Origin of the sequence: Stenotrophomonas sp. SMYL41, from assembly GCF_036319965.1 — a bacterium.
Lineage (GTDB): Bacteria > Pseudomonadota > Gammaproteobacteria > Xanthomonadales > Xanthomonadaceae > Stenotrophomonas > Stenotrophomonas maltophilia_R.
Genome location: NZ_JAWIRX010000002.1, coordinates 75995 through 102899, shown reverse-complemented (window position 1 = coordinate 102899; position 26905 = coordinate 75995). Strand labels below are relative to the sequence as shown.

Annotated in this window: 20 protein-coding genes; 7 read left to right on the top strand and 13 right to left on the bottom strand. The window is 66.6% G+C overall.

Annotation, left to right across the window (positions count from 1 at the left end; translation table 11 throughout):
- Entirely contained in the window at positions 1–1566 is a 1566-nt protein-coding gene (locus V3B30_RS02870) for an oligopeptide:H+ symporter (RefSeq protein ID WP_262082705.1), read from the bottom strand.
- A gap of 161 nt (positions 1567–1727) precedes the next feature.
- On the opposite strand from V3B30_RS02870, the gene V3B30_RS02865 reads away from it, so the two are divergent.
- Positions 1728–2564: an endonuclease/exonuclease/phosphatase family protein gene (locus tag V3B30_RS02865; protein WP_262082706.1), complete on the top strand. Its 837-nt coding sequence runs from the start codon at positions 1728–1730 to the stop codon at positions 2562–2564.
- Between the two features lie 170 nt (positions 2565–2734).
- Here the strand turns inward: V3B30_RS02865 and V3B30_RS02860 are convergent, their stop codons facing one another.
- Positions 2735–3346, bottom strand: coding sequence for a superoxide dismutase (locus tag V3B30_RS02860; RefSeq protein WP_005410310.1), 612 nt, complete (start codon positions 3344–3346; stop codon positions 2735–2737).
- A 218-nt stretch (positions 3347–3564) separates the two neighbouring features.
- Here V3B30_RS02860 and V3B30_RS02855 point away from each other — a divergent pair, with 218 nt between their 5' ends.
- Positions 3565–4026, top strand: coding sequence for a ribonuclease domain-containing protein (locus tag V3B30_RS02855; protein WP_100473352.1), 462 nt, complete (start codon positions 3565–3567; stop codon positions 4024–4026).
- Entirely contained in the window at positions 4023–4436 is a 414-nt protein-coding gene (locus V3B30_RS02850; protein ID WP_100473353.1) for a barstar family protein, read from the top strand. The genes V3B30_RS02855 and V3B30_RS02850 overlap by 4 nt, the downstream gene beginning before the upstream one ends.
- 184 nt (positions 4437–4620) lie before the next feature.
- On the opposite strand, the gene V3B30_RS02845 is transcribed toward V3B30_RS02850, so the two are convergent.
- Together V3B30_RS02845 and V3B30_RS02840 are read right to left on the bottom strand one after the other, a co-directional pair.
- A complete protein-coding gene (locus V3B30_RS02845; protein WP_262082707.1) occupies positions 4621–6381 on the bottom strand; it encodes a hypothetical protein in 1761 nt (586 codons plus the stop codon).
- A 10-nt stretch (positions 6382–6391) separates the two neighbouring features.
- Positions 6392–6991 carry an NfuA family Fe-S biogenesis protein gene (locus V3B30_RS02840; protein ID WP_100473355.1) on the bottom strand — a complete coding sequence of 200 codons (600 nt, stop codon included), beginning with the start codon at positions 6989–6991 and terminating at the stop codon, positions 6392–6394.
- A 90-nt stretch (positions 6992–7081) separates the two neighbouring features.
- Here V3B30_RS02840 and V3B30_RS02835 point away from each other — a divergent pair, with 90 nt between their 5' ends.
- The 3 genes from V3B30_RS02835 to zupT all read left to right on the top strand — a co-directional run bounded on the left by V3B30_RS02835 (position 7082) and on the right by zupT (position 8754).
- The gene (locus tag V3B30_RS02835) at positions 7082–7432 is read left to right on the top strand and encodes a 4a-hydroxytetrahydrobiopterin dehydratase (protein WP_100473356.1); all 351 of its coding nucleotides are present in this window, start codon (positions 7082–7084) and stop codon (positions 7430–7432) included.
- Positions 7429–7845, top strand: coding sequence for an energy transducer TonB (locus tag V3B30_RS02830; RefSeq protein WP_262082709.1), 417 nt, complete (start codon positions 7429–7431; stop codon positions 7843–7845). The genes V3B30_RS02835 and V3B30_RS02830 overlap by 4 nt, the downstream gene beginning before the upstream one ends.
- Positions 7846–7944: 99 nt before the next feature.
- Positions 7945–8754, top strand: a complete 810-nt coding sequence (gene zupT / locus V3B30_RS02825) for a zinc transporter ZupT (RefSeq protein ID WP_100473358.1) — start codon at positions 7945–7947, stop codon at positions 8752–8754.
- Between the two features lie 54 nt (positions 8755–8808).
- Here the strand turns inward: zupT and V3B30_RS02820 are convergent, their stop codons facing one another.
- The gene (locus V3B30_RS02820; RefSeq protein WP_049401092.1) at positions 8809–9783 is read right to left on the bottom strand and encodes an RluA family pseudouridine synthase; all 975 of its coding nucleotides are present in this window, start codon (positions 9781–9783) and stop codon (positions 8809–8811) included.
- Between the two features lie 407 nt (positions 9784–10190).
- Between V3B30_RS02820 and V3B30_RS02815 the strand changes: the two genes are divergently transcribed.
- On the top strand, positions 10191–13454 hold the full coding sequence (locus tag V3B30_RS02815; RefSeq protein WP_262082711.1) for an Rne/Rng family ribonuclease: 3264 nt from the start codon (positions 10191–10193) through the stop codon (positions 13452–13454).
- Between the two features lie 171 nt (positions 13455–13625).
- Here the strand turns inward: V3B30_RS02815 and V3B30_RS02810 are convergent, their stop codons facing one another.
- The 8 genes from V3B30_RS02810 to V3B30_RS02775 form a co-directional block, all read right to left on the bottom strand.
- On the bottom strand, positions 13626–14513 hold the full coding sequence (locus V3B30_RS02810; RefSeq protein ID WP_262082712.1) for an endonuclease/exonuclease/phosphatase family protein: 888 nt from the start codon (positions 14511–14513) through the stop codon (positions 13626–13628).
- Between the two features lie 2 nt (positions 14514–14515).
- On the bottom strand, positions 14516–17683 hold the full coding sequence (locus V3B30_RS02805) for a discoidin domain-containing protein (RefSeq protein ID WP_262082713.1): 3168 nt from the start codon (positions 17681–17683) through the stop codon (positions 14516–14518).
- The gene (locus V3B30_RS02800) at positions 17680–18516 is read right to left on the bottom strand and encodes a carbohydrate ABC transporter permease (protein ID WP_006456347.1); all 837 of its coding nucleotides are present in this window, start codon (positions 18514–18516) and stop codon (positions 17680–17682) included. The genes V3B30_RS02805 and V3B30_RS02800 overlap by 4 nt, the downstream gene beginning before the upstream one ends.
- On the bottom strand, positions 18513–19394 hold the full coding sequence (locus V3B30_RS02795; RefSeq protein WP_005410323.1) for a sugar ABC transporter permease: 882 nt from the start codon (positions 19392–19394) through the stop codon (positions 18513–18515). Before V3B30_RS02795 ends, V3B30_RS02800 begins: the two co-directional genes overlap by 4 nt.
- A complete protein-coding gene (locus V3B30_RS02790; RefSeq protein ID WP_100473362.1) occupies positions 19391–20728 on the bottom strand; it encodes a sugar ABC transporter substrate-binding protein in 1338 nt (445 codons plus the stop codon). The genes V3B30_RS02795 and V3B30_RS02790 overlap by 4 nt, the downstream gene beginning before the upstream one ends.
- A 4-nt stretch (positions 20729–20732) precedes the next feature.
- Positions 20733–22337, bottom strand: a complete 1605-nt coding sequence (locus V3B30_RS02785; RefSeq protein ID WP_100473363.1) for a glucoamylase family protein — start codon at positions 22335–22337, stop codon at positions 20733–20735.
- A 250-nt stretch (positions 22338–22587) separates the two neighbouring features.
- Entirely contained in the window at positions 22588–25644 is a 3057-nt protein-coding gene (locus tag V3B30_RS02780) for a TonB-dependent receptor (protein ID WP_100473364.1), read from the bottom strand.
- Positions 25645–25720: 76 nt separating this feature from the next.
- The gene (locus tag V3B30_RS02775; protein ID WP_042358849.1) at positions 25721–26758 is read right to left on the bottom strand and encodes a LacI family DNA-binding transcriptional regulator; all 1038 of its coding nucleotides are present in this window, start codon (positions 26756–26758) and stop codon (positions 25721–25723) included.
- Between the last annotated feature and the right edge of the window lie 147 nt (positions 26759–26905).

Here is a 26905-nt window from a genome sequence, read left to right as displayed (position 1 = left end):
TCAGGCGCTACGGTAGTTGTCGACCATACGATAGCGTTTCGCATACCAACCGAAAGCCAACGCCGCGACGAAGGCGAAGCCGGCGAAGAAGAACATCAGGAACGCCGCCTCACTCAGGCCCGTGCCGGCGATCTGGTGGGTCACCGTGTCGTTGCGCACCGCCGCGTTGGACAGCAGCACCCACAGGTTGCCGATGGTGGTGGTCAGGTTCCAGAAGCTCATCACCACGCCCTTCATCGCCTGCGGCGCCTGGCTGTAGGCGAACTCCAGGCCGGTGGCCGAGACCAGCACCTCACCGAAGGTCAGCAGCGCATACGGCAGGATCTGCCAGAAGATCGACATGGCGTTGCCACCGTCCATCACCACCTGGATGCCGCCGATGACGATCCAGGCCAGGCCGCTGAAGGCGATACCGGCGGTCATGCGGCGCAGCGCGGTCGGCTCGAAGCCAAAACGGCGCAGGGCCGGGTACAGCACCAGGTTGTTGAACGGAATCAGGATCATCACCAGCAGCGGGTTCAACGCCTGCATCTGCGAGGCGGTGAACCAGCTCGGCATCTGCATCTGCTGGCCCTGCAGGACCCAGGTCGAGGCCTTCTGGTCGAACAGCGAGAAGAACGGCGTGGTCAGCGCGAAGATCACCAGCACGCGCAGCACCGAGCGCACGCCTTCCACGGCTTCGGCCGGATGCTGGCCACGCGCGCGGTCCAGCTGCAGCCAGGTGCCCCCGCCGATGCCGGCGAGGATGGCCACCAGCGCCAGGCACAGGCAGATCACGATGCCCAGCGAACCGACCAGGCCGAACGAGGCCGCCGCCAGCACCAGCCCGAGCACGGCGATCACCAGGCCCGGACGGCCCTGGCCGGCCACGCGCGCGGTCAAGGCCGTGCGCACCACGTTGGCGAACGAATGCGGATCCTTCGGCGGCAGCGGCACCAGCACGTAGCGCTTGCGGCCCAGCCAGAACACGAAGGTGGCGATGAACATCAGGATGCCCGGGATGCCGAACGCCCACTGCGGGCCCCAGTTCTTCAGCACCAGCGGGATCAGCAGCGAGGCGAACAGCGAGCCGAAATTGATGATCCAGTAGAAGGCGTCGAAGACGATCTTGGCCAGGTGCTTGTTGCTCTGGTCGAACTGGTCACCCATGAACGAGGCCACCAGCGGCTTGATGCCACCGGCACCGAGCGCGATCAGGCCCAGGCCGAGGAAGAAGCCCTCGCGGCTGTTCTCGAACAGCGCCAGGCACAGGTGGCCGGCGCAGTAGACCAGGCTGAACCAGAGGATGGTGTGGTACTTGCCGAAGAACCTGTCGGCCAGCCAGCCACCGAGCAGCGGGAAGAAATACACGCCGATCATGAAGCTGTGCATGATGTCCTTGGCTTCACCGGCACGGCCTTCCGCCGTGATTTCCTGCAGCAGCAGCGAGGTGATCAGGAACTGCACCAGGATGTTGCGCATCCCGTAGAAACTGAACCGTTCGCAGGCCTCATTGCCGATGATGTAGGGAATCTGGCGCGGCATCCTTCCTTGGCCGGCGATGGGGGCGACTGCGTCGTGGCTCATCCTGTAAGGCATTCCTGCAAAGCGAAAGCCGCAAGGTTACCGGAAGCGGGGCTTGCGAAGCACGCTGCAGGGCTGCGTGACAACGGTGCCAATCCATGGCAGGCAGTGCTGGCCCGCCGGAAGTCACGGCACCTGCACGACAAAAGCGTAAACTTATCGTTATGCGCCCCCTCGCCCACGCCCGTCTCCTGCTCAGCTGTTTCGTGCTGCTGCTGGCGTTGCAGGCGCAGGCGCCGGGCGCCGCTGCCAGTGAAGGCGCCCCCCGGCAACTGACCGTGGCCGCGCTGGAACTGCCCAGCCGCGATGACACGCAATGGAAGCAGCGCCGCGAGCAGGTGGCGCAGCTGCTGACCGACCTGCAGCCGGACGTGATCTCGGTGCAGCAGGTGCTGCAGCAGCAAGGCCGCAACCCGGCCTGCTGGCTGGCCAGCCGGCTGCGCTACAGCTGCGACTTCGTTACCGCCGACCCGCCCAGCCAGCCGCTGCGGCATGGCAATGCCATGCTGACCCGGTTGCCGGTCAGCGAGGATGGCGTCACCCTGCTGCATCCTCCCAGCACCTTCAGCGCGGCCGGCATGATGCGGCTGAAGCTGGGCGAGGCGCTGGTCAACATCTATGTGGCGCGGCTGCGCCCGGACCCGGACGAGGCCACCGCCCGCCAGCACCAGACCAGTGACCTGATGACCTGGATCGGCGCCACCGCCGAAGGCATGCCCAGCCTGATTGCTGGCGATTTTTCGGCCAACACGGTGGAACTGGTGCGCAGCACCCCCGGTTTCCAGCCGGCCCGGCGTAATCCCGGCGGCCGCGCCGAAGCGCCTGCAGCCAGTGGTGGTGGCAGCAGCGGCCATGGCCTGGACGTGCTGTTCCAGGTCAAGCACTTCGGCGGCATCCGCCAGCAACCCATCCTGCTGCCGGCCGACGGCGACCTGCCTGGCCTGCGCCTGGGCGTGATGGCGACGGTGCGCCTGCAGGGCGATGCGCCCACGGCCGAATAGCCCCGCCTTCGGCCCAGGTGCCGACCTTGGTCGGCGCATTCCCACTGCGCTCGCACCCTCTCCCGTGCCGACCAAGGTCGGCACCCACCAGGTCCTGCCCGACATCCGGAAGCTGGCAAAAAAAAGGCCGGGGTCACCCCCGGCCTTTTCCGTTCATCCAGTTACCGCGATCAGGCGATCGCTTCCTGGTAGCGGCGCTCGACTTCGTTCCAGTCGATGACGTTGAAGAACGCGCCGATGTATTCCGGGCGGCGGTTCTGGTACTTCAGGTAGTACGCGTGTTCCCACACGTCCAGGCCCAGGATGGGGGTGTTGCCTTCCATCAGCGGGCTGTCCTGGTTACCGGTGCTCTCGACCACGACCTTCTTGTCCGGGGTCACGCTCAGCCACGCCCAGCCGCTGCCAAAACGGGTCAGTGCTGCCTTGGTGAAGGCGTCCTTGAACTTGTCAAAGCCGCCCAGGTCCTTGTCGATGGCCTTGGCCACGTCGCCCACCGGGTTGCCGCCGGCATTCGGGGCCATCACGGTCCAGAACAGCGAGTGGTTGGCGTGGCCACCACCGTTGTTGCGCACCGGGCCCTGCAGGTTCTCCGGCAGCGACTTGAGCTTCTTCACCAGCTCTTCGACCGGCAGGTCAGCGTACTCGGTGCCTTCCAGCGCCGCGTTGACGTTGTTGATGTAGGTCTGGTGATGCTTGGTGTGATGGATCTCCATCGTCGCCGCATCGATATGCGGTTCCAGCGCGTCGTAGGCGTAGGACAGCTTGGGCAGGGTGTAGGCCATGATGCATCTCCTGAGTGCGAGGGCACCCGACGGTGTCGGGCGGTGCGCGGTGAATGATGGGGACAGACCACCAGATTACCAAGGGGGATGTAAAGGAAATTGCGTCCTGCCAGTGAGCACGACGGCAATTGTTACGCAGCAGTGACGCAATGCTCTCCTCATGCACGGTGCAGCACGCAGGCGCTACAGTGCGTGCATCGCCCTTGCCCGCCCTGCCCATGCGCAACCCCCGGCTGCTGATCACCGCCATCGCCCTGCTGCTGCTCGGCCTGGTCGCCAACCATTTCCTGCAGCGGCCGCCGGCACCGCAGTTCGCGCCCGGCCTGCAGGGAGCACCGGCCGCGCCGGCACCCGCCACGGCCACCGCAACGCCCGGCAAGGACAGCGGGCTTCCCGCGTTCCTGCCTGCCGAAGCGCGCGCGACCATCGCCCTGATCCAGCGCGGCGGCCCGTTCCCGCATCGCCAGGACGGCAGCACCTTTGGCAATCGCGAGCAGCAACTGCCGCAGCGCGCGCGTGGCTACTACCGCGAATACACCGTCGACACCCCCGGTGCGCGCACCCGCGGCACGCGCCGCATCGTCACCGGTGGCGATCCGCCGGAGGCGTGGTACTACACCGACGACCACTACGCATCGTTCCGCAGCTTCACCGTACCGGCCCAGGGAGCACAGCAATGAGCCACGATGATTTCGGCCTCGGCCTGCATGACATCAACAACGCCGGCGTCTACGCCATCGACAGCGGCGACATCAGTGCACTGGCCGCGGCGATGCGCGATGCCGGCCTGAAGGTGATCCGCATCGACCTGGAGAACGTGGCGGACAAGCGCACCCTGCTCGCCCGGCTGGCCGCGCAGCTGGATTTCCCGGCCGGCTTCGGCGGCAACTGGGATGCGCTGTCGGACAACCTGCGCGATCTGCAATGGCTGCAGGCCAAGGGCTACGCGCTGTTCCTGGCCGACGTGGATGCGCTGCGCGCCGGCGCACAGAAGGACTTCGACACCCTGCTGGACGTGATGGACGAGGCCAGCCGCGACTGGCTCGGCCGCAACGTACCGTTCTGGGTGTTCCTGTCGCAGAGCGCGTAGGCGCACGTCCTGGTGGAGGCCGACCTTGGTCGGCGCTTCTGTGCCAACCAAGGTTGGCACCTACCAAAGCGCGCCAGCATGGCCGTCACATCCCGCGATGGGTCCATCGAAAAGCCCCCTTGTTGTTCAAGGGGGCGCGCCAACGGCGCGGGGATAAGGAAACATGCGTGGACAACGGGAGCCCTTAGCGGCTCCCGTTGTCTTCCTGGAGCTCTTTCTTGAACGGGATGTCCGGCGGCGGTCGTGCCACCGCCGGCTGGTCCTGCATGTTGGGGTTGGTCAGGCCACAGCCGCCACCGGCCTGCAGGATCGAAATGACGCAGGAGATCTTCGTGTTGGTGCCCGGCAATGGGATTTCCATCGCCTTGACGCCCTTGCGGACCCATTCGGCCAGCAACGATTCCTGCGGCACCCAGTATTTGTCGAACGAGGTCGGCGTGTAGTCGTACGGCGGGCGCTTCAACCAGGTGCCGGACTGCGCGATGCGCTCCTTGCTCCAGCTGTCGTTGGCGCCACCGGGCGCACCGCGCTCGGCATGGCCATCGCCTTCCTGGCCGGGCACCCTCACGCTGCCATCGGCATTGAACAGGCCATTGCCCCTGCCAGCGGCGCTGGCCTGGCGGGCACCGTCGCTGCTGCCATCGCGGTTGCGGCTGGAAGCCCCCCAGTCATCGCCCTTGGCAGGCGTCGCCCAGTTGCCGGGATCGGGGGCTGGGCGTGCTCCTGCGTTCGCCGGTGCACTGCTGGACGCTGACGGACGCGTACTGCTGCTCGCCTGCGCCGCGCTGCCATTGGCCACAGCTGAAGGCGTCGCCGTGGCACTGCCACTGGAGGATGCGGGTGCCACCGCCGGTGCGGAGGCCACTTGACGTTCCCGCACCTGCACGTCGCGGCCGCTGGGCACGCGCACGGCAGGCTCACGCCCGGCCACCGCCGCCATCCGCACCTGCGGATCGACCACGGCCTGCACTTCACGTTCGCGCACCTGCACGTCCTGCTGCGGCACGCGCACCTGCATTTCCGCGCTACGCAACGGTTGTGGCACGTCCGGCGCATCGACCGTACTGACTTCGCGTTCGCGCACCTGGATGTCACGCACCTGCGGCGTGCGCACGGCCAGTTCCGGGATGCGCACCTGGCTTGGTGCCGGCGGCGCCTGCACCGGCTGCACGCTGCGCTCGCGCACAGCGGGTGTGCTGTCCCGCGGTACGACGCTGACTTCGGTACGCGGCACACTGACCGGCGGCACCACGAAATCCGTGCTGGCCTGCGCCACTTCGGTGGCCTGGACGGGCGAAGGCGGCGGCGCGGCAACCGGCGCCGGCTCGGCTTCGGCGGGTGGTGGTGGAACGCTGGCGGTCGGCGCGGATGCCGGGGATGAGGCGGCGGCTTCGGCAGCCACCGGACGCGGCGCAGGGACCGTGGCAGCGCCCGCCTCCTGGCCCGGCGCAACGCGACCCGCCGCCGCGGTCGCAGCCGCTTCGGCGCCCGGCTGATCGCCACCGCCTTCCCGCGTGGCACGGCCGACGAACTCCACCTGCACCCGCTCGCCCTCGGCGCCCTCTTCTTCCGGCGCAGTGGTACGGATCACCGCCACCCAAAGCAACAACACGAAGAACAGCAGGTGCAGCAGTGCACTGGCCAGTGCCGAGGTCCAGCGCATCCAGCGCTGGTCGCGCGGCGCAGCGTCCCAGTCCTGCCAGAACAAACGGCGCAGTGCCTGCCACGGTGACAGCTGCGGCAGCTGTCCGGGCGGGCCGGGCAATGGGCGGGGCAGCAGGATGGCGATCACGTCGCGGGCATGGAACGGGCGCGGCAACGGCCCCATCGAGCGCAGCCACAGCGCCCAGCCATACGGCAGGCGCGTAGTCTTCTCGAGGACGGCGCGGGGCTGCTGGCGCGCCAGCAGCAGATCGATGAGTTGCTCGGCCCGGGTCAGAGGCACGCGTCAGCGGTCAGGCGACGTTGCCGCGCGGGATGTACGGCGCGTGGCCGCTGTCGTGGTCGGTCGCGTCGCGCACGGCAGTCACGCCCGGCACGCGTCCCATCAGGGTCTTTTCGATGCCCTGCTTGAGCGTCACGTCGGCCATGCCGCAGCCCTGGCAGCCACCGCCGAAGCGCAGCAGCACCACGCCATCGGACGAGACTTCCTGCACGGCCACCTTGCCGCCATGCGAGGCCAGCTGCGGATTGACTTCGTTCTCCACCACCCAGTGCACGCGCTCGACCAGCGAGGCGGCATCACCGGGCGCCTCCCCCTTGATGCGCGGCGCCTTGATGGTCAGCTGCTGGGCACCGGCGGTGCCGGCAACGATGTCGATCTCGGCGCCATCGAGCCAGCCGACGCTGCCGGCATCGACATAGAGCGTGAAACCATCGCAGTCCACCGCCCACTCATCGCCGAGCAGATCGGTCGGTTCGGCGAATTCCAGCCTGGCATCGGCGCGCGGGGTGCCGGGGTCGACCGCACTCAGGCGCACGCCCATGCCGGGCACGGCCTCGCGTTCGATCAGCTTGCGGAAATGGGTCTGGGCAGTGTCGGAGATCTGGATCATCAGGCTATTCTAGCCAAGTAAGCGTCAGCCGCTCATTCGGTTTATACACCGTCCGGCGCATTGTTCAGTCAACACGAGGTGGAGATTCCCATGGCCGACCTGATTCCACTGGCCCAGGCCCGTTGCGTGCCACGCAAAGGCAGCGACCACAAGCTTGGCGAAGCCCGCCTGGCCGAACTGTTGCCGCAGATTCCCGGCTGGGAGCTGAGCGAGGGTGGCCAGGCCCTGTCGCGCACGTTCCGCTTCAAGGATTACTACGCCACCATGGCCTTCGTGAATGCGTTGGCCTGGGTTGCCCACCGCGAGGACCATCATCCGGACCTGGGCGTGCACTACGACCGTGCGGTCGTGCGCTTCTCCACCCACGATGTGGGTGGCCTGAGCGAGAACGATTTCATCTGCGCGGCGAAGACTTCGGCCCTGACGGAGCAACTGCCATGAACGTACGTTTGCTGAGCCTGTCCCTGATCGCTGCGGCCGGCGTGGCCGGTTGTGGCGCGTCCGAACCGCCGGCACCGCCACCGCCGCCGCCGACCGAAGTGGCCGCAGTGAAGACGCCGCCGCCGCAGTATCCGCTTGAACTGGCCTGCATGGGCGTAGGCGGCACCAGCACCTTCAAGGTGACCATCGGTACCGACGGCAAGCCGAGCGACATCGCGCTGTTGAGCGGTGCCGGCAACCCGCAGCTGGACGAACTGGCCAGGACCGCCGTGCAGGGCTGGCAGTTCAAGGCGGCTACCCGCAACGGCGCTGCGGTGCCGGCCACCATCCAGGTGCCGGTCAGCTTCAACCCGCCGCAGCCGAAGCCGGACCAGTGCTTCGCCATCGAAGAGCGCCTGCGCCGCGGCGGCTGATCCCGCGCGCCCCGACGAGGCCAGCCGACGCCCGCCTCGCCCTCCCCCGCCCCGGCTTCATCCGGGGCGGTTGTCTGTTGACCAGGACCGCGTCGGTACATGCTGCAGATTCCCCCCGAAAATGTCTGGATCGCACTGGCGGTCACCCTCGCAGCCGGCCTGGCCACCGCCATCGGCAGCCTGCTGGTGCTGTTCTCGCGCCGCCCCAACCCGCGCCTGCTGGCCTTCGGCCTGGCCTTTGCCGGTGGCGCGATGGTCTATGTGTCGCTGTCGGAAATCCTCAACAAGTCCATTGCCTCGTTCGCCATGGCCTATGGCGAGCGCACCGGCTTCACCTACGGCACCCTGGCCTTCCTGCTGGGCGTGATCGTCATCGTGCTGATCGACCATTTCATCCCCAACCCGCATGAAAGCCTGGACAAGCAGGATCCCGCATTCCGCGAGAACAGCCGCGAGTACCTGAAGCGCGTCGCCCTGCTGACCTCGGTCGCGATCACCGCGCACAACTTCCCGGAAGGCCTGGCGACCTTCTTCGCGACACTGGAGAGCCCGTCGGTGGGCATGCCGCTGGCCTTCGCCATTGCCATCCACAACATCCCCGAGGGCATCGCGATCGCGGTGCCGGTGTATTTCGCCACCCAGAACAAGCTCTACGCATTCACCGCCAGCCTGCTGTCCGGCCTTGCCGAGCCAGTGGGCGCGGCGATCGGTTACGTGCTGCTGTCCGGATCACTGTCGCACGCCACTTTCGGCTGGGTGTTCGGGCTGATCGCCGGCGTGATGGTGTTCCTGGCACTGGATGAACTGCTGCCAGCGGCCAAGCGCTATGCCAAGGGCCACGAGACGGTTTATGGACTGGTCGCAGGCATGGGCACGCTGGCGATCAGCCTGGTGCTGTTCAAGTGGTGAGGGGCTTGCGGCTCGCTTTTACAGGGGAGCGCCGGGCACGGCCCGGGGCAAGCTTCAGCGGAGCCGGTCCAGCGCCTCGACCAGCTCATCGGCCAGCGGTGCGTTCAGCACATACGGGCTCTTGCCGTCGTCCAGGGCAAACTCCAGCGAGGCCGCATGCAGGAACAGGCGCTTCAGCCCGATCTGCTCACGAAGCCGCTTGTTGACGGCGGGATCGCCGTATTTGTCGTCACCGGCCACCGGGTGCCCCAGATGCTGGGCATGCACGCGGATCTGGTGGGTACGCCCGGTCTCGATGCGGACCTCGCAGTAGGAATGACCACCGCGGCGCTCCAGCACGCGGAAGTGGCTGATCGACTCCTTGCCGATCGCATTGACCTGCACATGGCGCTCGCCGCCCTGGCGCAGGCCCACGTGCAGCGGCGCGTCGACCGTCATCACGCCATCGGGCATGCGTCCGGCCAGCAGGGTCAGGTAGCGCTTGCGGATGCCGGCGCCGTGGTCTTCCCGCAGCAGTGCCTGCAATTCGCTCAGCGCCGAGCGCTTCTTGGCCACGATCAGCAGGCCCGAGGTGTCGCGATCCAGCCGGTGGACCAGCTCCAGGGTCTGGCCCGGGCGCAGGGCGCGCAGGGTCTCGATGGCGCCAAAGCTGATGCCGCTGCCGCCGTGGCTGGCAACGCCGGTGGGCTTGTTCAGGGCCAGCAGGCGGGCATCCTCGAAGACGATGGCCTGCTCCAGGCGGCGCATGAACGCCTCCGGCGGACCGGCCTTGTCTCCCTCTTCCGTGAGACGAACCGGCGGCACGCGCACTTCGTCACCGGCCTCCAGCTTGCGTTCGGCCTTGGCGCGGCCACCGTTCACCCTCACCTGGCCGCTGCGCACCAGCTTGTAGACCAGGCTGCGCGGGGCGCCCTTCAGCTGGCCGAGCAGGAAGTTGTCCAGGCGCTGCCCCGCGCGGTCGGCGGGAACGGTGATCATGCGCACGGAAGGCTTGTCGCCAGCGGGTTTGGTCGGGTCTTGGGCGGTCATCAGGCTGTTTATTCTGTTACACTCGGGGGGCGAGATAAGGGATTGATTTCGTTGGAAGTTACTCAGGGCCAGAAGCCCAGCTTCCGACGAATCCGGCACAGTGCGCGACCACCGCCCGCGGGGCGGCCATGTTAGCGGCTCACCGGCCTTCCCGGCCATCGCCGGATGCCTGACACGCAACCGTGCTGAACATGTCCCGCGTGGCGCTCCAGCCTGGCTGACAGCTGCCTGCGGCCCTGCAACACCCAAAACCCATAAGAGTGAAGCGCTCCCGCGGCCTGCCGTGGTGTCGTAGCGCTGGAAACCCAAGCCGCCCTCCCCGCGCTTGCGCGAATGGGCGGCGAGCCGTGTCCAGAGGCGAAACCCCATGGCGTTCCGCGCGGTAGCCGCTTGCGAGGAACGCAACAATGAAGCGAATGCTGATCAACGCCACGCAGGCTGAAGAGCTGCGTGTTGCCATCGTGGATGGCCAGTCGTTGTATGACATCGACATCGAACAGCCGTCGAAGGAACAGAAGAAGTCGAACATCTACAAGGGCCGGATCTTCCGCATCGAGCCCTCGCTGGAAGCCGCCTTCGTCGAGTACGGCGGTGGCCGCCATGGCTTCCTGCCGCTGAAGGAAATCTCCCGCGACTACTTCCAGGCCGGTGTCGACCACAACAAGGCCGGCATCCGCGAGCTGCTGAAGGAAGGCCAGGAAATCGTCGTCCAGGTGGACAAGGAAGAGCGCGGCAACAAGGGCGCCGCCCTGACCACGTTCATCTCCCTGGCCGGCCGCTACATGGTGCTGATGCCGAACTCGCCGAGCGCGGGCGGTGTCTCCCGTCGCATCGAAGGCGAAGACCGGGCCGCCCTCAAGGACGCCCTGGACAAGCTGAACATCCCCGACGACATGGGCGTGATCATCCGCACCGCAGGCGTCGGCCGCGATGCCGAAGAGCTGCAGTGGGATCTGGACTACCTGCTCAACGTCTGGCGCGCCATCGCCGAAGCCGCGCTGAGCAAGCCGGCCCCGTTCCTGATCTACCAGGAATCGCGCCTGATCGTGCGCGCCCTGCGTGACTACCTGCGCGCCGACATCGGCGAGATCCTGGTGGACACCGAGGAGATGTACGAGCACGCCCGCGAGTTCATGCAGCAGGTGATGCCGCAGACCCTGCGCAAGCTCAAGCACTACAAGGACGATATCCCGCTGTTCAACCGCTTCCAGATCGAGTCGCAGATCGAAGGCGCCTACGAGCGCAACGTGCGACTGCCGTCGGGCGGCTCGATCGTGGTCGACCAGACCGAAGCACTGACCGCGGTCGACGTGAACTCTTCGCGCGCCACCAAGGGCAGCGACATCGAGGACACCGCGTTCCAGACCAACCTGGAAGCGGCCGAGGAAGTGGCCCGCCAGCTGCGCCTGCGCGACCTGGGTGGCCTGGTGGTCATCGACTTCATCGACATGGCCTCCAACAAGCACCAGCGCGAGGTCGAGAACCGCCTGGCCAACGCGCTGAAGTACGACCGTGCGCGTGTGCAGGTCGGCCGCATCTCGCGCTTCGGCCTGCTGGAAATGAGCCGCCAGCGCCTGCGCCCGAGCCTGGGTGAATCCAGCCAGATCGTCTGCCCGCGCTGCGACGGCCACGGCCGCATGCGCAGCGTCGAGTCGCTGTCGCTGTCGATCATCCGCGTCGCCGAAGAGCATGCGATGAAGGAAAACACCGGGCAGGTGCTGGTGCAGGCTCCGGTGGAGATCGCCAATTACCTGCTGAACGAGAAGCGCAGCGCCCTGCGCGAGATCGAACAGCGCCACGAGGCGCCGATCGTGATCGTCGCCGACGAGCAGCTGCACACCCCGCACTACGCCGTGACCCGCCTGCGCGAGAACGAGCTGGGCGAAGAGAGCACCAAGCCCAGCTATCAGCGCGGCACCCCGCGCAAGCTGCCGGTGCACGCCCTGACCAAGGGCCAGCTGAACATCCCGCCGCCGGCGGTGACCCAGGTCAAGCACACCTCCCCCGCCCCCGTGCGCGAGGAAGTGGAGCCGGCCGCAGCCGCTCCGGCCCCGGTCGTGGCAGCGCCGGTGGCGCCCGCCTCGAGCGGCGGCGTGATCGGTTGGCTCAAGCGCGTGTTCGGTGGCGAACCGGCGCCGGCGCCGGCACCGGCGGCTCCGGTCGCCCGCCCGCAGCAGGACGGCGGCCGCAAGGACCGCAACAAGGATCGCAACAAGGACCGCAAGGATCGCCGCGACGACAGCCGTGGCAACGCCGGCGGCAACGGCAATGCGCAGCAGCAGAAAGATGGCGGCAACCGCAAGGAGCGCGGTGAGCAGCGCAAGGACGGCCGCAACGGCAATGCCCAGCAGCAGCCGCAGCAGGGCAAGCAGAAGGATGGCCAGCAGCAGCCGCAGCAGCAGAACAAGCCGCGCAACGAGCAGCAGGGCCAGAACCAGAACCAGAACCAGAACCAGCAGCAGCCGAAGCTGAAGCAGCCCAAGCAGCCGCGCCCGCAGCAGGACGGTGACAAGCCGGCGGAGAAGCCGCAGCGCAACGCCGCCGAAGCACCGGCCGAAGTCGTGACCGCGGCTGCCGCCGTGGCCGCCACGGCTGTCGCCGCCAACGTGGTGACCGCCCAGGAAGCTACCGCGCCGGCGGCTCCGGTGGCACCGGCCGCCTCCGCGCCGGTCGAAGCCGCTGCAGCGGTCGATACCGCAGCCAACGCGGGCAACGAAGCCGAGGCGGTTGCTGTGAGCACTGACGAAGCTGCAACCGACGCCAATGGTGACCAGGCCGGCGAAGGCGCGACTCGCCGTCGTCGCGGCCGTCGCGGCGGCCGTCGCCGTCGTCGCGGTGGCGCCGAGAATGCCGCCGGCAGCGACGTCCTAGGCGATGACCAGGACGAGGGTGACGACAACGATGACGCCGATGGCGCCGAGCCGAACGTCGACAACACCGCTGGATCGGCTCCGGTGGCTGCTGCGCAGCCGGCCCGTTCGCAGCCGGAATTTGACTTCGATGATGAAGTCGAGCCGACCGCAGACGCCGCGAAGCCGGTCCGCGCCGCCGCTGCCGTTGTGGCCGCGCCGGTCGCGGTGGTGAGCACCGCCGTGGTAGAAGCCGCCGCCCCGGTCATGGCTGAAGGGGAGACCCCGGTCGAAGCTGCTGCGAAGACCGAAGCGGTGTCCTCGCCGGTGCAGACCAGCATGCTCGATGCCATTGACGCTGCGACCCCGGCCCAGCCGGTGGCAGCGTCAGCCCCGGCGGTCGAAGCGAAGCCGGTGGTGGCTGAGGTAGCCCCGGTCGCTGAGGCCACTCCGGTGGTCGAAGTGAAGCCGGTCGTGGCCGAGGCTGCTCCGATCGTGGAATCGAAGGCGCAGGTTGTTGAAGCGGCCCCGGTGGTTGAAACCCAGCCGGCGGCGGTCGAGGTTGCCCCGGTGGTGGATGCCACTCCCGCGGTTGAAGCCAAGCCAGTCGTCGAGACGGCGCCGGTCGCCGAACAGCCGGTCGCTCCGGTAGCGGTCGAAGCTGCGCCGGTGGAAGCCGCTGCCCCCGTCGCCGAGGCGGTGGTGACGCCGTCGATCGATCCGGTCGCCGATGGTCACACCGACGCCGCCGCGCAGGCCGCCGAAGCCAAGGCCGAGGAAGAAGACGAAGACGCCGCCAAGCGCACGCCGCCGGCGAACTGATCGCGCCTTGATCGCGTAGAAAACGAAACGGCGGGGATCACGGATCCCCGCCGTTTTTGTTTGTGCGCCGGGCGCGTGCAGCGCTCTGGTAGAGGCCAACCTTGGTTGGTGCCGTTGTTGGAGCGAACGCGGACACGTCCGTGCCAACCAAGGTTGGCACCTGCCAGGGCATCAGCGCGCCGGCGCGAACTGCAGGCGGGTCCACACACCGTAGTGGTCCGAGGCCCACCGGCCGCTGTCGTCGGGCTGGTCGAACAGGAGCTTCGCCTCGCGCGCGACCATCCCGTCCTGCTGGAAGAAGATGTGGTCGATCCGCGAGGGCGCCTGGTAGTAGTGCCGGTTCAACGTGCTGACCCCGGCCAGGTCGGTGTTGACGTGGACGCTGCCGTAGCTGTCGCCGTAATGGCTGCGCAGCTCGCTCAGGTCGCCGGCATCCACCAGTGCGTTGAAATCGCCGGCAATCACCACCGGCGCACCGGCCGAGGTGGTGGCGACAAAGCGCAGCAGATCCTCGACCTGGACGCGGCGGATGCGCTGGCCGCGTTCGTCACTACGCTCATTGAGATGCGTGGCATAGACGTTCACCGGGTGACCGTCCACGTCGATGCGCAGGTGCGCAACGGTACGGTAGTCATCCAGTGGCTGCAGCAGGTGGTCACCCTGGGCCAGGATCGGGCGCCGGCTCAGCAGTGCGTTGCCGTAACGCTTGGCGGCCCCGACCGGATCGGTGGAGACGAAGATGTACCTGTAACCGAGCTGACTGGCCAGCCATTGCGCCTGGTTGCGCACGTTGCGGCGCTGGATCACCTCCTGCAACGCAATGGCATCGGGCTGCAGGCGCTTGAGTTCGGCCAGGATGGTGCGGCGACGGCTGGGCCAGTCCTCGCGGTCATGGTGCAGGTTGAAGGTGACCATGCTCATGCCTGGCCCGCTGGCAATCTCCGCCGCTGGCGACGCGACCTGCGGCACGGCTGCCAGCGCCAGCGGCGGCAATGCCAACGCGATCGCCAGCCCCAGGGCACGCGCCATCGCGCGCACCCTCGCCCCCTGTTGCTTCATCGTTACTGCCCCTTGCGCTCGGCGCGGCGCACCGCGCTCGGTACATCGATCTCGACCCGCGCCGGCAGCTGGTGCACGTGCAGTTCCTTGTTGATCCATTCGGCCGCTTCACCGTTGATGGTCGCCTCACCCGGATCACCGGCGTACGGCCACGGCAGCACCACGCCACCGACCGGTGGCACCAGGCCCGGCTGCACCTCCAGCACCAGCTGCTTGTCGCTGCGCTGCAGGCGGTAGTTGAGCTGGCCCTGCGGCGTGCGCAGGCCCTGCACGGCGATGCCCTCGCCCTGCAACCAGGCCGTCGGAATGCCGGCGGCAAGCACCAGCGCATCGTCCATGTCACGGCTGTAGGCGAACATGTCCAGGGCTGAGCGCACGAAGTCCGAGGCTACCCAGGCATGTGGCAGGTCACCGACGAAGAACGGCTTGCGTGGCGTGCGCGAGACCACTTCGGCCCACTGGTTCCAGGCCTGCGGCGCACGGTCCTTGAAGAAGAATTCGGTCGCCTGCCAGGCGCGATCACGCCAGCCCATGCGGACGAAGGCGGCCACGTTGCGCCACTCGTAGGGCGTGTAGTCCTTCCACTCGCGCTTGCCGTCGCGACGGGCCACGAACTCCTTCCAGTAACGCTCGAAGGTGGCATCCAGTGCCTGTTGCGGCAGGCGGCCCTGCTCGCCGCCTGGCGCCAGTGCGATGGTGGTGGAGGTCGCGTCGAAATCGCCCAGCTCGGCCGAACCCGGCAGGTAGTCGATGTTGTGCTGCTGCATCGCCGACAGCAGCGAGGCCTGCAGGTCATCACGGAACTGGTCACGCGATTCGGCGATCTGCATCGCCTCGACCTTGCCCAGCTGGGCCGCCAGCATTGCCGCGTCCTTGTAGCCGCGCAACGCCCAGAAGTTGTCCCAGTATGAGTGCATCGGCTTTGCCGAATAGCCTTCGTGGCTGATCGAAGCCGGCATCATCCCGTAGAATGCCGGATTGCGCGCACGGTTCTCGTCCGTGCGCTCGCTGGCGCGCAGTTGCTCCATGTAGCGGTAGGCGCCCTGCACATGCGGCCACATCAGCTCGGCGAAGGTGCTGTCACCGGTATAACGCCCATATTCGGCGATGCTGTAGATCAGCTCGCCGTGGCTGTCGTTCTCCGGCACCGGGTCGCTGCCACGTGCATCGACACAGCACGGCACCTTGCCGTTCTCGAACTGGTAAGGCGCATACCAGTTGATGTAGTCACGCACGGCGTCGCTGCGCCCCATGCGCAGCAGGCCCTCGGAAATCATCGCGCCATCGCGGATCCAGCTGCGCGCGTAGGAGCGCGTGCCCGGCTGCAGGCGCGGGCCAACCCGCGAGATCAGCATGTGTGCCACTGCGGTGCGCAGGGTGTCGACCAGTGCCTGGCCCGCAGCAGGTACCTGCAACGAGACCGCGCCCAGCTTCTGCCGCCACTGCTCGGCCACCTGCGCCTGCGCCTTGGCCACGTCCAGCGCCTGGGGCGCCCAGCCGCCGGTCTGCGGCAGCACCACCGCCACTTCACGGCTCTGGCCGGGTTCCAGCTTGATCGTATACAGCAGCGCGCCAGACGCCATGCCGGTGCTGTCCTTCACCGCCGTACTGGCCGGATACTTTCCGGACGCCAGGTGCATCGCATCGAGCTTGCCATCGAACGTGCTCGCAAAGCGGGCATCCGGCACCTGCAGCGGATAGATGCGCGGCTCGCCGTTGATGCGCACCAGCTGTTCGCCCACATCCAGCGCATCGATGCGGCTGAACCCGCCGACGGTATTGAGGAACTGGGTCGGCGGGTTGACCTGCCATGGTCGGATCGCCAGCGCCAGGGTGTACTCGTGCGCCACCTTGTCCGGATTGCTCAGCCGGTAGCGGCCGATCAACTGCGCGCGCTCGGGCGTGCCCTGCACGAAGCCGGTCACCGCCAGGCCGGCCTTCTCGTGCACCCAATCGACATTGGCGATCGGCAGGTAGTGATCCTGCAGCGACTGGGTGATGGCGACCTTCGACCAGTCCAGCAGCTTGCCGTCGAGGCGGACGAACGGCTCGATGCTGAAGCTGCCCTTGGCCGGCTCCAGCGCACCGTCCTCGCTGATCAACGCCTGTTCCTGGCCGCCATCGAGGCCGAGCAGGGTCCAGTACGGCTGTTCGTCCACATACGCGCGCGGCAGCGAGCCGCGCGGCAGGTCGGCCGCCACCGAGGACAGGAACGCGTTTGGCGTGGCGGCGAAGGCCAGCGGCTTGAGCGTGATGTCACGGATGCCATAGCGCCAGTTCGGGCCATCGAGCAGATCGAAGCGTACGTAGCGCGCGTCGGTGTCCGGCAGCGCCAGCCAATCGCGGCCACCGGCACCGCCGGTCACCTCGCGCACGGTGCGCCAGTCCCGGCCATCCTCGGAGATCCGCACGGTGTAGCGGTTGGCTTCCAGGCTCGGCAGCCAGTCGATCACCGCACCACCGATCTCGCGGCTCTTGTGCAGATCCAGGCTGACCGTCTGCTGCTTGACCCCGCCACTGATCCAGAACGTATCGCCCTTGCCATCGATAATGCGGTCCTGCAGCGCGGTGGCGGTATCGGCGATCACCGATGGCACCAGCGCCGAATCATCCTGCGGCGGCAGGCCCTGCAGGGTCAGCTTGTCGAAGCACACCGTGCCGCGGCCGCCGACCTTGCTGTAGATCGTGAACTCGACCGCGGCGCTGCGTGCCATCTCCTTCCCGGGCGACGGCCCCCACGCCTTGTCGATCTGGCGACGGCGGTACTCGACCGGCGTCCACGCCTTGGGGAAGCTGTAGCCCGGGCGATTGACCCACCAGACGTTGTCGCCGCTGGCGTCGATCAGCTTGAACTGCAGGTCGTTGGCCGGCGAATCACCGCGCAGCTGGAAACCGAAACGGTAGTTGACCGGGTAGTCGATGTTCAGCGCGCGGCGGATGCCGACATAGCCGGAGACCTTGTGGAAATCGTAGTCCAGGCACAGCGCACGGCCGCCGCCGGCGCCACTGACCGGCCGCAGCGAACCACTGACCTGGTCGGACAGCACCAGTTTCCAGGCGCCGATATCGTCGAAGTCGTCCAGCACCTTCGGCGCCGGCAGTGCCGGTGGTGCGGCGATCGCCAAGGAGGTCCACAACAGTCCCAGTCCAACGGCGATCGCTCGCTTCATCCCTTGACGCTCCCCAGCAACAGACCTTGGATGTAGTACCGCTGCAGCACCAGGAACAGCGCCAGCACCGGAACCACGGTGACCACCGCGCCGGCCATCATCATTTCCACGTCCATGATGTGTTCGCGCGAGAGGGTGGCCAGTGCCACCGGCAAAGTGTAGTGCTCCTGGTCGGTCAACACGATCAGCGGCCACATGAAATCGTTCCATGCGCCCATGAAGGTGAAGATCGCCAGGGTCACCAGCACCGGCTTGAGCATCGGCAGCACGATCTGGAAGAAGATGCGCAGCTCCCCTGCCCCGTCGATGCGCGCCGCTTCAAGCAGTTCGTCAGGGATCGAACGCGCATACTGGCGCACCAGGAAGATGCCGAACACGCTGGCCAGCGCCGGCACGATCACGCCGCCGAAGCTGTTGACCAGCCCCAGCTGCTTCATCAGCAGGAACAGCGGCAGCATCGCCACCTGCGCCGGAATCACCAGCGCCGCCATCAGTACCTGGAACAGGCGCTCGCGGCCGACGAAATTCAGCTTGGCGAACGCATATCCGGCCATGGTGTTGAGCAGCAACGAACCGATCGTGATGCCCAGCGACACCAGCAGGCTGTTGGCGAAGTTGCCGCCCATGCCGGTACGCGCGAACAGCTCATGGTAGTTGTGCGTGGTGATGCTCGACGGCAGCAGCGGCGGCGGGAAATGACTGGCCTCGCCCTGCGGCATGAACGAGACCGAGACCATCCACAGCAGCGGTGCCAGGCTGACCAGGGCCAGCACCAGCAACGCACCATTGATCATCCACGGGTACCAGCGCGACTGGCCGATTTCACGACTCATACCAACTGCCTCTTGCGGCCGAAACGCAGCATCACGGTGGTCACCGCCAGGATGATCAGGAACAGCAGGAACGCCACGGCGGAGGCGCGTCCCAGGTTCCACCACTTGAAGCCTTCCTCGAACATGAAATACAGCACGCTGACGGTGCTCTGCAGCGGGTCGCCGCGGGTCATGACATACGGTTCGGCGAACAGCTGGAAGTAGCCGGACACGGTGATCACGCCGACCACCAGCAGCACCGGCCCGAGCATCGGCAGGGTGATGTGCAGGAACTGCTTCCAGCGTGAGGCGCCGTCGATGCGCGCCGCTTCGTACAGGTCATGCGGGATCGCCTGCAGGCCGGCCAGGAAGATCACCATGTTGTAGCCGAAGTTCTTCCACACCGCGAACAGCATGATGGTCGGCATCGCCCAGTTGGGATCGCCCAGCCAGTCGATCGGGCTGATGCCCAGATGGCCCAGGCCGTAGTTCACCAGGCCATAGCTGGTATGGAACAGGTAGCGCCAGATCACCGCCACCGCCACCAGCGTGGTCACCACCGGTGCGAACAGGGCCGTGCGGAACAGCGCCTTGAAGCGCGCGGCCGGCGCATTGAGCAGCATCGCCGCGCCCAGCGACACGCCGATCGACAACGGCACGCCGATCAGCACGAAGTAGGTGGTGTTCCACAGCGACTTCCAGAACATCGGCGTCTGCAGCAGGTCGATGTAGTTGCCCAGGCCAACGAAGCGCAGGTTGCTGCTGTCGGCCAGCGCATAGAGGTCGAAGTCGGTCACGCTCAGCGCGAGCGCCGAGGCGACCGGCAACCCGAAGAACACGCCCAGCACGATCAGCGAGGGGCCGGCGAAGATCCAGCCGGCCAGCGAAGTACGTTTCATTGCGCGCTCCCGGCGGCCACGGCGCTGCTCGATTGCGGCGACGGCGCGCGCTCCTGCAGGCGTTGTTGTTCATGCATCCAGCGGCGCTTGGCCAGCACCTTGTCCACGCGCTGGTCCAGCTCTTCCACGGCCTTGTCCTGCGCCAGGCCACCACGCACCACCTTCTCGGTGACGATGCGCATTTCCTGCACGATGCGCTCCCATTCGAGCACCTTCGGCGTCGGCCTGACCCGCTCCAGCTGATCGCGGAACGCAGCTGCCAGCGGATCGTTGGCCAGTGACGGTGCATTCCATGCACTGCGGCGCGGTGGCAGGTCGCCGATGATCGAATGGAAGCGCGCCTGGATTTCCGGGCGCGACAGGAATTCGATCAGCTTCCAGGAAGCCTCCTTCTGCTGCGACTTGCGGAAGATCACCAGGCTGGTGCCACCGGCGATGCCCGCGCCCGGACCATCCGGCCCCGGCAGCGCGGCGGTGCCCCACTGCCCTTCCAGTTCCTTCGGCTGCAGTTTCTTGAACTCGCGGATGTTCCAGGGGCCGGAGATGTAGAACACGTTGAAGCCGCGGAAGAATTCGTCCCAGACGTTGGAAATCTGCGTCTCGGACATCTTCGGCGCCCAGCCCTGCTCGAACATGTTGGCGTAGAAGGCCAGCGTGCGGCGGAACCCCGGGCTGGCGAAATTGCCGCGGGTGTCATCGTCGCGCAGCAGCGGGTCGGGCTGCTGCAAGGCCAGCGACAGCTGCTGCTCGAATTCGTTGATCGGCATCAGTACCGCGTAGCGGTTCGGGCCCTGCATGCGCTTGATCGCCGCCATCTGCTCCTCCCATTCCTGCCACGTGCGCGGCGGGTGGTCGTAGCCGGCCTTGGCCAGCAGATCCTTGCGGTAGTAGATCAGGCGCGTATCGACATACCACGGCACGCCGACCAGTTCGCCGTGGATCACGTTGGTATCCCAGATGCCCTGGAAGTAGTCCTTCGGGTCGACCACGGTGGAGCGCTGCACGAACGGCTGCAGCGGGGTCAGCGCGTCGAGTTCGGCGAACTCCGGCACCCAGGTGTTGCCCAGCTGGCACACGTCCGGCAGGCCGTCGGCGGCGAACGCGGTCAGCAGCTTCTCATGCGCGGCGGTCCACGGGATGTTCTGCACATCCACCTTGATGCCGGGATTCTCGGCCTCGAATTCGTGGATCAGCTCGCTGACCACCTCGGCTTCGCGGCCCATCGCCCAGAAACGCACGGTGGTGCCCGGTTCGGTACGGGCGCAGCCGGCCACGGCCAACACGGCCAGGGCAGGCAGCGCCCAACGGCGCAGGCGGTCGATCCAGTTCGGCATCGGGTTACTTGCCCTGGCCTGTGGTGCGGTTGGCATTGTTCTTCTGTTCCTGCGCGGCAGCCGCGCGTGATTCGGCGATACCCACCGCGCGTGCTGCCGCGGCCTTTTCGTCCTTCTGCAGTTCCAGCGGCTGGAACGAGCCTTCCGGCGCCAGCCAGCCACCGCTGAACCCGGCCCGCTCCAGGCCCTTGCGGATATACGGGTTCTTCTTCATCACTTCCCAGACGAAGTCGTCGCGGTAGTTGGCGATCATGGTCAGGATCGGCCCCTGGTCGATGGCGATGTAGTCGCTGGCGACCCAGCCACGATCCGGCACCAGGCGACCGGTCTTGATCGGGATGTCGTAGTTGAAGCTGGGGTTGAACGAATCCAGGAACCCGTAGCTGGAATAGATGTAGTCGCCGTAGCGCTTGTGCATTTCCAGCGTGGCCGGGATCACCTGCTCGGGGGCGAACACCACCGATGCAATTGCAGCGGTCGGGGCGATGGTGCCGTCATCGAAGTTCTCGCGCAGGCCGGCGCCGCGCGAGGAGTAGTGGCGGAACTGGCGCTGCTCGCCGCGGTACTCCTGCGTGGTGTTCTGCGGACCATCGCTGGCGGTCAGGCCCCAGACGTTCTCGCCATAGTCCTTCCACTGCATCGGGTTGGCGATGGCGTATTCGCGCTGGGCCAGGGCGGCCGAGCGGCTGTTGAGGAAATAGGTGCTGCCACGCTCGCGCATGTACGCATCCTGGATGTCGCGGAAGTCGATCCAGACGTGGCTGTACTGGTGGCCGAACAGCGGGCCGAAGGACAGGTATTCCTGGCCCTGGTAGACCCCCCAGTCGTTGTCGTAGGTGCGCGTCCACACCGTCCACGCGTCCGGGCTGACCGGGTGCGTCGGCGAGCCCAGGGCGAGGATGTAGACCATCATCGCCTCGTTGTAGCCCATCCAGTCGTGGTCGATGAAGCCGCTCTCCGGGAACCAGCCCATCGAGATCAGCGGCGCACGCTGCTGCAGCCACGGCCAGTCGACCTTCTTGTACAGCGTATCGGCGATCTGGCGGATTTCCTTCTCGCGCGGATCGTCGCCATCGTAGTACGACTGCGCGAACAGCACCCCCATCATCAGCAGCGCGGTGTCCACCGAGGACAGTTCAACCCAGCTGTCGTAGCGACGGCCTTCCTGCATGTCCAGGAAGTGGTAGTAGAAGCCCTTGTAGCCGGCCTTGCCGGTGCGCTGCGGGCCCATCGGCACGTCGCGGAAGAACTTCAGCGTGGTCAGGGTGCGGTCGATCGCCTGGTTGCGGCTGACCCAGCCGTTCTCGATGCCGATCGGGTACGCGGTCAGCGCGAAGCCGACCGAGGCAATGCTGGCGAACGGCCGCGACGGGTAGCGGTCCGGGGTCAGCCCGTTGATCTCGTTGGTGGTGTCCCAGAAGAACTGGAAGGTGCGGCGCTCGATGTCATCGAACAGCGGCGGCAACTCCGGCTTCATCGGTCGCGGCGGTGCGTCGGCCTCGATCAGGATCACCGGCGGACGTGGCTTGGCAGGCTCCTGCTGGGCCGGCTGGCAGGCGGCCACGGCCAGGCTCAACGCTGCGGCGGACAACAGATGGCGTGCCTGCATGGCTCGATTTCTCCGGTGGTCTGATCGATGGGAAAGCATAACGTCCAATGATCTGAAATCGTTTACAAGCTGCGCCCTGAAAAAACCACGAAAAACGTGGCCTGACACCGCGATCATTGCCCACGCCGCTGCCCCCTGGCCGGCAGCGGCGTGGGCAATGGACCGGCACGAGGCCGGCCATTGCCATTGTTCATCCTGCCGATGCCGCCGGCGGACCGGCGGCATCGGGGTACTGCTTCAGGGTGTCCGCTTAGAAGCGGAAGCCCACTTCGGCCTTGACCTGGCGCGGGGTGCCGATGATTTCACCGGTCTCGTTGTAGCTGGCCTGCAGCTTGCCGTTGGTCTTGACGTAGTTGTAGGTGGAGAAGTTGTCGAAGTTGAACACATTGATGATGTCCAGGCGGGCGTACAGCTCGGTGTTGCCCGCCAGCTTGAACGTCTTCGTCGCCTGCAGGTCGACCGAGCGGTAACCGAAGATCTTGCCACCCACCAGGAACTTGCCGGTGGCATTCGGCACGGCCGCCTGCGGGGTCGGCAGCGTGTAGCCGCTGGCCTGCATCACCGGGTACCAGTCGTTGACGGCGGTCGGGGTGGCCAGGGTGATCTTGCCGCCGAAGGTGATGCCCCAGAAGCCGGCGTACGAACCGGTCACCACCAGGCGATGGCGCGGCGCACCGTTGGAGCGGATGGTCGGGTAGTCACCGATCAGGCCGCGGTCAAACGCGTACTTCTCGTTGATATCGCGGTTGTGGCGGGCGGTGGTCCAGGTATAGGCAATCGACGTGCCCCAGCCGCTTTCCTTGGTGAACGGCTTCTGCGCCGACAACAGGATCTGGGTGGCACGGGTCTTGATGCCCTGCTGGCCGATGATCAGGCTGCCGAAGCCAGGCACATTGCAGCTCCACGCCTGGCTCAGGCCCGGGTCGGTGCCACCGCACAGGCGCGGATCATCGAAGAACTGGCCGGTCGGGTAACGGTTGCCCAGGGTGAAGGCGAAGCCGTCGTAGCTCAGGGTACGTGCGATGGTGGCGTCGGTCAGCCAGTCACCGATCTGGTTGCTCATACCGAGGCTGAACTGATCCGAGTACGGTGCCTTCAGCTTGTTGTTCAGCAGATCCACTTCAAGACCGGCATTGCTGGTCGCACCGACCAGTGCCTGCAGGTTGCCGATGCCATTGAGCAGGTTCGGATTCCAGTCATAGCAGGCGGCCTGGCCGTTGATGCAGGTGCCGGTGGCCGGGTTGCGGAAGTAGATGGTCGGCTGCGGCAGGGCCAGCTTGGTGGTTTCAAGCTGCAGGTTGTCGAACAGATCGCGGTCGTAGGAACGGCCGGCACCGCCGTGGATCACATGCTGCTCGTCGGCATTGATGTCATACGAGAAGCCCAGGCGCGGCTGCCAGGCATCCTTGAACGCCTTGCGGTTGTGGCCGTTACTGATGTAGTCGCTGATGTCCAGGCCGCCCAGTGCCAGCGAATCGGCGTAGGTCTGCCCGGCAGGCGCGCGCGGATCCTGCGAATAGATGGCGTCGACCACCTGCTGCGGGGTCACGAAGTCCAGGTAGGACGGGGTCTTTTCGTAGTCCCAGCGCAGGCCGAGGTTGATCTGCAGGTGGTCATTGACCTGCCAGTCGTCCTGGATGAACACACCGTACTGCTTGGACTTCGAACGCACTTCCCCGGAAACACCCGACACGCCGGTCACCGGCTTGACGAACTGCGCCTTGTACGGAATGTCGGAGCCGAAATCCGGGTCGCCCAGTGTGTAGGTGAAGGTCGGGTTGATCTGTGCCGCATCGGAAGCGTACAGGTCGATCTGCTTGTACTTCACACCCATCTTGATGGTGTGGTCGCCGGCCCACTGGATGCCGTCCAGGGTCAGGTTGTCCTCGATCGACCAGCCCTTCTGGCCCTTCACCTGTGAATCCAGCGCCGAGGCACCGCCGATCTTCACCACGGTGCGGTCTTCGGTACCATCCGGCGCGGTGTAGGTGATGCCGTTGGCCAGCGTCAGCGGGTTGGGGTTGTTGAACGAATCTTCGTGGGTGAGCATCAACTCGTTGTAGTAGCGCTCGCCGCTGTGGTTCCAGCGCAGAGCGTAACGACGGTCAGTGTTGACCACTTCGCGGCCCGCTTCCGGCGAGGTCTGGCCGCTGAACTGCGACTGGGTCTCGTCGCGGTCCTGGAAGGTCAGCTCGATGCGATCGTTGTCGGTCGGCTCGAAGTCGATCTTGCCGAAGATCAGGTCCTGCTTGAACGGCTGGCTGGCCGGGCCGAGGCCGGCGGCGCCGGCGGGCGGCAGCAGGCCGGCGGCCCCGGTGACGGCGCCATCCGGCGCGATGGTGACCGGCAGGTCGAAGCGCTTCGCTTCGTAGGTCACGAAGAAGTGGGCCTTGTCCTGGATGATCGGGCCGCCCAGGGCGAAACCGTATTCCTTCTCGGCCGAGACCATCTTGTCCTTGCCCCCCTGGCGCTCGGCCGGGGTCTTGGCGCGCATGTCCTCGTCGGTGTAGCGGTAGAACGCCTCACCCTTGAATTCATTGGTACCGGACTTGGTCGCAGCGGTCACCGCAGCACTGGAGACCTGGCCGTACTCGGCCTTGTAGTTGCCACTGATGACCTTGTATTCGCCGATGGCCAGCTGCGGGAACGGGTTGCCGGCGCTGCCGGACTGGCCGGCTACGCCGCCGCCCTTGACGTAGCTCTTCTGGCCCACGCCGTCGATGTACACGTTGGTGCCGTCGGCATTGGTGGCACCGCCGCGCAGCGAAGTGTTGCCCTTGGCATCGCGGGTAAAGATCAGGCCCGGCACCGCGTCGGCGAACTCCAGGAAGTTGCGCGACACCTGCGGGGTGGTCTGGATCTGCTGCAGGCTGACGGTCTTGCCGACTTCCGAAGTGCGCACTTCCTGCAGCAGGGTCGGCGCGACGACGTTGACGGTGTCCAGGTTGGTGGCCGCGGTCGAACCCGGGGTGCTGCTGGCAGCGCCGGCGAAGTTCAGGGTGGCGGTCGAGGCCACGGTGACGGTGACCTTCTGGGTCTGGCCGTTGGCGACCACGTCGTAGGTGCCCGGATCCAGGCCCATCAGCGAATAACTGCCGTCGGCGCGGATGGTGCCGCGACGGACGGTACCGGTGGCCACGTTGGTGGCGGTGACTTCGGTGCCTGCCTGCGCGCCGGCGACCTGGCCGCGAAGGCTGGCATTGGCCGACTGCGCCATGACGTTCGGAGCAGCAGCCAGCATCAGGCAGCTGACCAGCGCGGTGCTCAGCAGCCGGCGCGCCGGCGTGCGGAAGGTGGTATGCATCATCAACTCAATCTCCGGGTGGCGGTAACCGCTTGCGCGGTCCCTGCGATCAATCAGAAAAGAAGGAACGCCTCTGGCTTCAACGGCCCGATGGCGGAGTGGTGGAATCGCGAACTATCAAGCGGGGAACCAGGGTCTGCTTGTCCCCTGTCCCATCCGTGGAGGTGCCGTCCATCAACTGCAGCAGGCGCGTCATGGCCCGGTCGCCGAGCTCGGCGATGCTGACCTGCATGGTGGTCAGCGACGGGTGGACGAAACGCGCCAGAGGAATGTCATCGAAACCCGCCAGAGCCACATCGGCCGGGACACGCACCCCTGCCTGCGTGAACGCATACAGGCAGCCCAGGGCCATCATGTCGTTGGCGGCGAACACGGCATCGGGCAGCGCTCCGGCTGCCAGCAACTCCTGACCGGCGCGATGGCCGGAAGCTTCGTCGAAATCACCGGGCAGCTCGATGCCCTCGGCGCCACTGCCAAAAGCCACCAGCGCGTCACGGAAGCCGCGCAGGCGCTCGCGCGCGTCGAAGTTGAGGTCCGGGCCAGAAATGAATGCAATGCGGCGGTGGCCAGCGTCCAGCAGGTGGCGGGTCATCGCCATCGCACCGGCGTGGTCGTCGATGCTCAGCACCGGGTGGTCCTGCCCGGGCAGATAGGTGTTGATCAACACCGTCGGCAACGACTGCGGCAGGTTGTCGGTCAGGAAGCCCGGGCTCTCGGCATACGGCGAGAGCACCAGCAGGCCGTCGACGCGGCCGCGCATGGCACGCAGGGCCGCGCCCTGCTGTTCCTGGTCGCCGTGGTAGCTGGACACCAGCAGGTGCTGGCGGCGGTTGCGGGCCACGCCGTCGATGCCGCGCATCAGCTCGGAGAAGAATTCGCCGTACAGGTCGGGCAGCACCACGCCCACCGTATTGGTGCGGCGGCTGCTCAGGCTGCGGGCGGCGGCGTGCGGGGTGTAACGCAGCCGGGCGGCCACCTCCAGCACAAGCTGGCGGACCGGTTCGGCGACATTTTCATGCCCGTTGAGCGCGCGGGAAACCGTGGCCACGGAGACCCGGGCTTCGCGTGCGACGTCTTTGATTGTGATAGCTGCCTTGTTCACGAAGCCGCCCTCCACGGCTTGGACCTACCAGCATTGGCGCGGAATGTAAGCGTTTCCATCTGGGCTTGTAAACAGTCCGTTAGGCGAATGTCCCGAAATGGACATGAAAATCTGTCCGCAGCACGGCCCACGAAGGACCCACCCGGACAGTGCGGGACAAGG